Source organism: Lentzea sp. NPDC060358 (assembly GCF_042725365.1).
Classification (GTDB): domain Bacteria; phylum Actinomycetota; class Actinomycetes; order Mycobacteriales; family Pseudonocardiaceae; genus Lentzea.
The window spans coordinates 1-7,255 of sequence record NZ_JBHXCW010000323.1 but is presented as its reverse complement, the minus strand read 5'-3'; the positions used below and the strand labels follow the sequence as shown (position 1 = coordinate 7,255).

8 protein-coding genes are annotated in these 7,255 nt (G+C 67.6%); 5 read left to right on the top strand and 3 right to left on the bottom strand.

The window, feature by feature from the left end; genetic code table 11:
- Positions 1-8: 8 nt before the first annotated feature.
- Entirely contained in the window at positions 9-1,373 is a 1,365-nt protein-coding gene (locus tag ACFWGZ_RS37755; protein ID WP_382456390.1) for an alpha-amylase family protein, read from the bottom strand.
- Positions 1,374-1,612: 239 nt separating this feature from the next.
- Here ACFWGZ_RS37755 and ACFWGZ_RS37750 point away from each other — a divergent pair, with 239 nt between their 5' ends.
- A complete protein-coding gene (locus tag ACFWGZ_RS37750; protein ID WP_382456389.1) occupies positions 1,613-2,827 on the top strand; it encodes a hypothetical protein in 1,215 nt (404 codons plus the stop codon).
- Here ACFWGZ_RS37750 and ACFWGZ_RS37745 read toward each other — a convergent pair.
- Positions 2,824-3,543, bottom strand: a complete 720-nt coding sequence (locus ACFWGZ_RS37745; protein ID WP_382456388.1) for a hypothetical protein — start codon at positions 3,541-3,543, stop codon at positions 2,824-2,826. The two genes, ACFWGZ_RS37750 and ACFWGZ_RS37745, sit on opposite strands and share 4 nt — an antisense overlap.
- Positions 3,544-3,816: 273 nt before the next feature.
- Here ACFWGZ_RS37745 and ACFWGZ_RS37740 point away from each other — a divergent pair, with 273 nt between their 5' ends.
- From ACFWGZ_RS37740 to ACFWGZ_RS37730, 3 genes are all read left to right on the top strand, one after another.
- The gene (locus ACFWGZ_RS37740; protein ID WP_382456387.1) at positions 3,817-4,740 is read left to right on the top strand and encodes a helix-turn-helix domain-containing protein; all 924 of its coding nucleotides are present in this window, start codon (positions 3,817-3,819) and stop codon (positions 4,738-4,740) included.
- Positions 4,741-4,776: 36 nt separating this feature from the next.
- Positions 4,777-5,451: a 2OG-Fe dioxygenase family protein gene (locus ACFWGZ_RS37735; RefSeq protein WP_382456386.1), complete on the top strand. Its 675-nt coding sequence runs from the start codon at positions 4,777-4,779 to the stop codon at positions 5,449-5,451.
- 71 nt (positions 5,452-5,522) lie between these two features.
- On the top strand, positions 5,523-6,608 hold the full coding sequence (locus ACFWGZ_RS37730; RefSeq protein ID WP_382456385.1) for a serine hydrolase domain-containing protein: 1,086 nt from the start codon (positions 5,523-5,525) through the stop codon (positions 6,606-6,608).
- Here ACFWGZ_RS37730 and ACFWGZ_RS37725 read toward each other — a convergent pair.
- On the bottom strand, positions 6,592-6,819 hold the full coding sequence (locus ACFWGZ_RS37725; RefSeq protein ID WP_382456391.1) for a hypothetical protein: 228 nt from the start codon (positions 6,817-6,819) through the stop codon (positions 6,592-6,594). The two genes, ACFWGZ_RS37730 and ACFWGZ_RS37725, sit on opposite strands and share 17 nt — an antisense overlap.
- On the opposite strand from ACFWGZ_RS37725, the gene ACFWGZ_RS37720 reads away from it, so the two are divergent.
- On the top strand, positions 6,718-7,255 hold a 538-nt coding region (locus ACFWGZ_RS37720), incomplete at its 3' end, for a zinc-binding dehydrogenase (protein WP_382456384.1). The genes ACFWGZ_RS37725 and ACFWGZ_RS37720 overlap by 102 nt on opposite strands.

Genomic DNA, 7,255 nt, shown 5'->3' with positions numbered 1-7,255 from the left:
GATCATCCCTATCCTCGCGCGTTGACGTGCAGGGCGAGCGCGACACCGCCGCCCAGCGTGGCGGTGAACCTGCCGGAGGAGTCGACGGTCACGCGCGCGCAGCCGTTCTCCTGGACGTTGCAGTAGGTCCCGGCGGGCAGGGACGTCTGGAACGTGTGCGTCACCGCGAACGTCTCGCGGTTGATCGCCACGAACCCCTTGGCGCCCCGGCCGAACGCGATGGCGTCGTAGCCGTTGTCCCACCAGTTGTTCACGTCGGTGCCGGCGACGGTGTTGCGGAACGCCACCATGTTCGCGATCTGCGTCCAGGCGTGCTGGCACTTCCAGCCGCTGTAGCAGACCGAGTTCCCGGGAGGCCCCGCGTCCTTGTCGCTGAACTCGTAGCCCGAGTAGACCTGCGGCGAGCCGTAGTTCCAGGCGAGCATGAACACGTTGGCGAGCGTGTAGGTCGAGTTGTCCTTGTAGGTCAACGTGGAGCCGTTGCGCTCGGTGTCCCAGTTGTCCACGAACGGCCTGGCCTGACCGCTGGGCAGGAAGCCCCACGACTGGCCGAACGTGCGCAGGTACGCCAGGTTCTCGTTGCCGAAGATCCGCTTGAGGTCGTAGGCGTAGCGGAACTCGTCCACGTCACCGGAGCCCGTGTACTCGCCCGGCTGCACGGCTTCGCCCGCGCCGTAGATGACCTCGTGCACCCAGAAGACGTTCGGGTTGGTCAGCCTCGACTTGATCGCGGACAGGTCGGCGGCGGCGATGTGCTTCGCCGCGTCGACGCGGAAGCCGTCGACGCCCATGCCGATCAGCCGGTTCAGGTAGCCGGCGATCGCGCCCCGCACGTAGTCGCTGCCGGTGTCCAGATCGGACAGTCCGACGAGCTCGCAGTTCTGGACGTTGGAGCGGTCCTGGTAGTTGCTGATCTGCGACCGGCACGAGTGGAAGTCCCAGTCGCTGTAGACGCCGGGGTAGTTGTACTTCGAGTACCCGGTGCCGCCGGTGCCGGTGCCCGAGCCCGCGCTCATGTGGTTGACGACCGCGTCGGCGATCACCTTGACACCGGCGTTGTGGCAGGTGGACACCATCGAGCGGAACGCGTTCTCGTCGCCGAGCCTGCCCGCGATGCGGTAGCTGACGGGCTGGTAGGTGGTCCACCACTGTGGACCCTGGACGTGCTCGGTCGCGGGCGAGACCTCCACGTACCCGTAGCCCTTCGGGCCGAGGACGTTGGTGCACTCCGACGCCACGCGCGAGAACGGCCATTGGAACAGGGTGACGGTGACGTCCTTGGCGCCGGGCGGTGCCGCAAGACCTTGCACGGGTGTGCAGAGCGCGACGGCCAGCCCGGCCGTGAGCAGGACGCGAAAAGCCGAGGAAACCACGTTGTCTCCTTGCTGCAGGGGTTCTTCTAGGTCGTACCAGCCGGTAGGTGCGACCGGGAAGGGGTGCAAGAAGTTTCGCGGCGAATTCGTCCGCGCGCACCATACGGGCTGCCGTGGTCGCGGGCAATGGTGCCGAGCGACGTCCGCGCAGGTCGCGGCGTGGTGGCCGCACACGTGGTGCCCGCTGCCCGGCGGCTTCTAGCCTCGGGTCTCCTGCCTGCAGCGACGGAGGCGAGCACATGCGGTTGAGGAACGCGTTCCTGGCACTCGGTGCGGCCACGGGTCTGGCCGCCGCATCCCTGTCGATGTCGATCGCGGCGGTCCCCGCGCCGCAGCCCGGCTCTCTCGCCCGGTACGACATCACCGGCACCTACGTCAGCGGCCTGTCGTCCGGCGGCTACCTGGCGAACCAGCTCCACGTGGCGTACTCGGGCCTGTTCCAGGGCGCGGGCATCTTCTCGGCCGGCCCGTACGACTGCGCGCAGAACAGCGTGAGCACCGCGCTCTCCGCGTGCATGGACACCGTCCTGCCGCGCAAGACCCCGGCCGAACTGGAGGCGCTGACCAGGAACCGGGCATCGGCCGGGGCCGTCGACCCGCCGCAGAACCTGTCCGGCGACCCGGTGTGGCTGTTCCACGGCACCGCCGACGCGACGGTCGACGCCGCGGTGAACAACGATCTCGCCACCTACTACCGCGATTTCGGCGCACGGGTCGTCTACAGCAACTCGTCAGCGGCCGGACATGCCTGGGTCAGTCCCATCGGCCCGAACGCCTGCGGCTCGACCTCTTCGCCGTACGTCAACAAGTGCGGTTCTGCCGATCCGGTGCGGGAGATGCTGTCGCACTTGTTCGGGTCGGTGAACCCGGCGGCCTCGTCGTTGTCCGGCAAACTCGTGCAGTTCGACCAGAACGCTTATGCACCAGGTGGTTCCGCCTCCGCGGTGAGCATGGGACGCGAGGGATTCGCGTACGTGCCAAGGGCGTGCGAGACGTCGTCGTGCAAGCTGATGGTGACCCTGCACGGGTGCTACCAGTACTTCGGGTTGGTCGGCAACGCGTTGATGGACAAGGCTTATCTCAACGAGTACGCCGACACCAACAACATGATCGTGCTGTATCCGCAGGCCACCACGTCCGGTCCCAACCCGCGCGGGTGCTGGGACTGGTGGGGGTACCAGTCGGCTCAGTACGCGGTGAAGAGCGGGCCGCAGATGGCGGCTGTGGTGAACATGGTGCGGGCGTTGAGCGGCGGGCCGGTGCCTACCACCACTACCCAGCCCGTGCCCGAGTGCGTTTCGGCTTCCAACTACGCGCACACCGTGGCCGGGCGTGCTTTCGCGAACCTCGGGCAGACCTATGCGGTGGGGTCCGGGCAGGCGCTCGGGCTGTGGAACACGTTCACGTCGAGCAGCATCCGCCAGACGTCGCCCGGCTTCTGGGTGAAGTGCTAGGCGGACCGCTCCTCGGTCAGCACCGGTGGGCGCAGGGCGAAGGGGCCGGGTTCCTCCGGCGGTCTGTACGAGGGCTGGCTGTGCACCCGGACCACCGGCCAGGCGTGGGGACGGAGCTCGTCGTCCCCCGCCGGGACGTGGATCCACCCCCGGAAGCGCTGCGTCCCCACGCGCACCAGCGGTCCCGGCAGGTAGGTGCCCTCGTCGATGCCCTGGTACCCGTGCCGGACCACGGTCTCGTGGATGTGGTTCGACACGATCAGGATCAGCGGTTCCTCGATCTCGCGGAACCGCTGCTTCAGGTCGGGGGCCTCGAGCAGCCGGCACGCCACGTCGATGGACTCGCCGAAGTAGCCGTAGCCGTCGTGGTGCACCTCGCCGGCGTGCAGGACGGACCTCATCCGCATGCGCTCGTCGGGGAAGCTCTGGGCGTGCGCGGTCAGCAGGGACGCCAGCAGCGGGACGACCGTGTCCAGGAACAGCGTCTTGGGCACGTCGTCGACCTGGTGGACGAGGGCGAGGATGCCGTCACCCCGGTCCACGAGGGGGTCGCGGTACGTCTCGCGCACGCCGCTGATCTGCATGCACTGCTCGAACAGCTCGTACATCACCCGCCGGAGGTTTCCTTTGGCGGCGTTGGTCCTCGTGGTGGAGTTCTCGATGTCGACCGCGAAGATCACCCGACTTCTGGGCGGTGTGAGAGGTGGTCCGTCCATGCCATCCCCCCGCTGGGATCGCTGCTGCAGAGCTGCGCGGTTCGCGCGCCTGGCTTGCGGGTCAAGTCTGATCGGTGGTCCTCCCGCCCTGCAATTCCCACGGTGCATATTCGGATGACGCCACCTGACTGGCCTAGGCGGAGGCCTGGCGGGCACGCACTCGTGTGGCGCATGCGGCCATTCAGGGGCCTTGCCCTGCTCTGACGGAACTTGAGCGATGCGCTATGCCACCCTGGTGAGGTTGGGAAAGGGCGTGCCTCTACGATCCGCACCTTGGGAATCCCACCTGAGGAGTCCCAGGAAGACCTTTGCGAGGGCGAGATCATGACATCGGTCCCGGGACCCGTCAGGCCGCGCAAGCTGCTCGGAGCGGAAATCCGCAGGCTGCGAGAGGATGCCGGGCTCACGCTCGAAGGCCTCGCGGAGGTCTTGATGATCTCGAAGTCGAAGTTGTCCAGGCTGGAGACCGCCCAGGGCAACCCGACACCCCGTGACGTCAAGGACCTCATCCGCTACTTCGAACTCGAGGGCTCGGTGAAGGCCGAGCAGTTCATGCGCTGGACGCGCGCCGCGAGCAAGAAGGAGTGGTGGCACAGCTACCTGCCCACCATCAAGGGCGGGCTCGACCTCCACGTCGCGATGGAGGCCGAGGCGGCTGTGATCCGGGTGTACACGATCCCGGTGCTGCCCGTGCTGCTGCAGGTGCCGGCCTACACCCGTGCCCTGTACGAGCGGATGGAGCCCTGGCACAGCCAGGAGGCGCTGGAGAAGCTCCTCGAGGTGCGGGCCAAGCGACGTCATGCCCTGGAATACCGCGATGGCATGGACAAGCTCAAGCTCGTGGCCGTGACGCACGAGTCGAGCATTCGGCAGATGGTGGGCAGTGCGGCGATCATGCGCGATCAACTCAATCACCTGATCGAGCGATCCAGTTTGTCGAACGTAGAACTTAGAGTTCTGCCTTTCACCACCACTCCACCGTATGCGAGCACCTGCATGTGGGCCTACTTCGAGTTCGGCGACTCCGAGGGAGACGTCGTCCAGGTTGAAACACATGCCGGCTTCGGTTCGATTGAGACCGTCGAACAAGTTGCCAACTACCGCGCACACCACGAGGAACTGATGCGGAGCTCACTTGATGCCGATGAGACACGGCGGCTCATCGAGTCGATCAGGGACACGGCCTTCGTGGGGTGACCCATTCCCCGACCCAACACACTGATGGATGTCCGCATGACTCAACCGAATACCGCTGTGCGCGACAAGCTCTCGGCCGAGGGCTTCGTCGTGACGAACGACCGCGAGCTCGGCATGGTCGAGGTGTTTCGCACCAAGTTCCACCAGACGTACTTCACCTCCGAACACCTCCGCAGCTACCCGGGCGACGTACCGGCGGACCGGCTCCGCGCGCGTGACGTGCTGCGGTACGACCGCGTCGACGGCCGGATCGACGTCCAGGGCCATCACGACATCGGCATCGAGGGGCGGGGTGAGCACGCCGGCCGGCGCGAGTTCGAGCGCACCGAGCTCGCCGGCGACGAGCACTTCGTCGAGTGGGTGAAGGCGATCCTCGCCGCTGTTCCCGAACGGGACCACCAGGCCAGGGGAACGTTCGGCGTCAACCTCTTCCGCACGCGGTCCAAGGTCGTGACCCGGCCCCACCGCGATGGCGAGCAGTACATCATCGTCTACGTCGTCGACAAGAACTGCAGCGGCGGCGAGACCATGCTCCACGACAGTTCCGGCGCGGTCGTCTACCAAGGCACGCTCGAGCCGGGCGACCTCATCGTCTTCAAGGACGCCGACTTCCTGCACAGCGTCACCGAACTCGAGGCGGTGGACGGCGAGTGCCGCCGCGACGCCCTCGTGTGCACGGTGAACTACGCCGACACCTATCCCTTGGCGTAGGGCTGGCCCCACCCCGGCCGCGGGGGCTGACCGCATGGTCCAGCCCCTGCGCGAGCGGGACCGTGGCGATCATGAGAACTCTCCTGGTAGCAGCCGTGATCGCCACGACCCCCTTACCCGCGCTCAACCCCCAGGCCCTGCAGGCGGCCATCAGCGACCTCGACCACCCGTCGGCCACGTCGGCCCAGCTCAGGGTCTCCGGCACGGCGGGCGCGTGGTACGGCACGGCCGGCACCGCCGACCTGACGAGGCCGATCCGGCCGGACGACAGGTTCCGGATCGGCAGCGTCACCAAGGTCTTCGTGGCCACGACGGCCCTGCAGCTGGCCGCGGAACGCCGGATCGACCTGAACCAGACCGTCCAGCACTACCTGCCCGGCGTGCTGCCGCCCAGCCTCGAGCCGGTCACCGTCGAGCAGCTGCTCACCCACACCAGCGGCATCCCGTTCGAGGTCGGCATGCCGGACCTCAGCACGCCCGCGAAGGTCCTCGAGCACCGGTACGACCGGTGGGGGCCGGGTGAGCGGGCCCGGCACATCCCCGACACCAAGGCCAAGTTCACGCCCGGCACGCAGCAGGAGTACCGCGGCATCAACTACGTGCTGGCCGCGATGATCATCGAGCAGGTCACCGGGCACGAGTACGGCCGGGAGGTCGAGAGGCGCATCCTGCGCCCCCTGCACCTCACCAGGACCTACGTGCCCGGCCGCCACGAGACCGCGATCCGCGGGGCGCACGTGCACGGGTACCTCGACGTGCCGGGGCAGGGGCTGGTGGACGTCAGCGACATCGACACCTCGCGCTCTTACGGCGAGGGCGACATGGTGTCCACGACGGAAGACCTCGGCAGGTTCACCGAGGCGCTTTTCGGCGGTCGGCTCGTGCCGCAACGACTGCTGGACAAGATGTTCACGCTACCTGACGTGTCCATGGTGGACGGACGGCCCGCCGCGTACGCCGTCGGGTTGCAGACGTTCACGCTCAACGGGGTCACGGTCTGGGGCAAGACGGGGGAGCAGTACGGGTACAACGCCGGGTTGTTCTCGACGCGGGACCAGCAGCGGCGCATCGCCTACTCGTTCACGCCCACGGCTCGTGACGACGCGCAGCAGCAGATGACGCTCAGGATCGCCAACGCCGTCACGAGCGCAGCTTGATGCCGTACCGCGCCATCTTGCGGTAGATCGTCGCGCGGCCGATGCCCAGCGTCGGCGGCGCAGGACGGACCTGTACGTCCTCGAGGGCCAGTGGGCCGAGAAGTCCGGTGTGGCCCTGCCGTGCACGATCCGCCACGAGAACGCGGGCCGGGTGCACGCCGCAGGACCGGCCGTCACCAACGTCGGGGTGGGCGACAAGGTCATCGTGCACCGGTGCGTGATCGGCGCCGGTGGCCCGGGTCACATCGGGGTGCAGGTGCTGAAAGCCCTCACCGCCGCCGAGGCCATTGTCGTCGACCGCAATCCTGACGCGGTGGAACCGGCCACTTCAATCGGCGCCGACCACGGCGTCGTCGCCGACGGTTCGCACATTTCATCGGTTCTCGATCTAACTCACGGTCACGGTATCGAAACCACCATTGATTTCGCCGGAGAGGGAGGGGTCACTCGCGACGGTGTGGCCCTGGCGCGGCGGGCGGGCGACCACCACGTCGTCCGCAGAAGTGCCCGCTGGACAGGTTTCAGGACGCCCTCGGCGACCTGGACACCGGCGGGGTGCGGGGCCGCGCGGTCCTCACGCCCTGACGAAAGTGGACGCTCCCCGGTGAGCGACCGCCCCGATGTCCGCGGCAGCCGGCCCGTAACCC

What these genes read in the sequence shown, in the direction of transcription:
- ACFWGZ_RS37750 (WP_382456389.1), top strand. Translation starts at nt 1,613, where the DNA reads ATGCGGTTGAGGAACGCGTTCCTGGCACTCGGTGCGGCCACGGGTCTG.
- ACFWGZ_RS37745 (WP_382456388.1), bottom strand. Translation starts at nt 3,543, where the DNA reads ATGGACGGACCACCTCTCACACCGCCCAGAAGTCGGGTGATCTTCGCG.
- ACFWGZ_RS37735 (WP_382456386.1), top strand. Translation starts at nt 4,777, where the DNA reads ATGACTCAACCGAATACCGCTGTGCGCGACAAGCTCTCGGCCGAGGGC.
- ACFWGZ_RS37730 (WP_382456385.1), top strand. Translation starts at nt 5,523, where the DNA reads ATGAGAACTCTCCTGGTAGCAGCCGTGATCGCCACGACCCCCTTACCC.